This is a genomic window from Shewanella salipaludis, assembly GCF_012911865.1.
GTDB lineage: Bacteria > Pseudomonadota > Gammaproteobacteria > Enterobacterales > Shewanellaceae > Shewanella > Shewanella salipaludis.
The window spans coordinates 1-706 of record NZ_JAAXYH010000037.1 but is presented as its reverse complement, the minus strand read 5'-3'; the positions used below and the strand labels follow the sequence as shown (position 1 = coordinate 706).

3 tRNA genes are annotated in these 706 nt (G+C 49.9%); all 3 read left to right on the top strand.

Annotated features, from left to right (window positions below):
- Window positions 1-32 precede the first annotated feature (32 nt).
- The 3 genes from HC757_RS18885 to HC757_RS18875 all read left to right on the top strand — a co-directional run bounded on the left by HC757_RS18885 (window position 33) and on the right by HC757_RS18875 (window position 466).
- Window positions 33-108, top strand: a tRNA-Glu gene (locus HC757_RS18885).
- 87 nt (window positions 109-195) lie between these two features.
- Window positions 196-271 (top strand) — tRNA-Ala (locus tag HC757_RS18880).
- 119 nt (window positions 272-390) lie between these two features.
- Window positions 391-466, top strand: a tRNA-Glu gene (locus HC757_RS18875).
- Window positions 467-706: the final 240 nt, after the last annotated feature.

Below are 706 nucleotides of genomic sequence, written 5' to 3'. Positions count from 1 at the left end.
GCGGTAACTAAGTTAGAAATGTTAAGTCCAGGGTCCCCTTCGTCTAGAGGCCTAGGACACCGCCCTTTCACGGCGGTAACAGGGGTTCGAATCCCCTAGGGGATACCACATTTTGGTTCCTGGCAAACGGCTAACGAGTCGTTTGGCTAGAACAAAGCTAAATTTATGCCGATGCTCGAGTATCGACACGAATTTGGGGCTATAGCTCAGCTGGGAGAGCGCTTGCATGGCATGCAAGAGGTCGACGGTTCGATCCCGTCTAGCTCCACCATTTACTTCAAGCAAGTAATGTAAGTAAAGCAAGTTCAGGGTTCACTTCTTATTTAGGAGAGAATGTCTGGGACACCGCCTTAACCTGCGGTAATGCAAGTTAGAAATGTTGAGTCCAGGGTCCCCTTCGTCTAGAGGCCTAGGACACCGCCCTTTCACGGCGGTAACAGGGGTTCGAATCCCCTAGGGGATACCACATTTTGGTTCCTGACAAATGGCTAACGAGTCGTTTGGCAAGAACAAAACATCGGTTTCATAGCCTACTGAAATGGATGTGTTGTAAGACTCGGTTACGAGGATAAACATGAGTCCAGAGTTTCCTTCGGTTTTAGAAGAGAGCGCCTGGGACACCGCCTTAACATGCGGTAACTAAGTTAGAAATGTTAAGTCCAGGGTCCCCTTCGTCTAGAGGCCTAGGACACCGCCCTTTCACGGC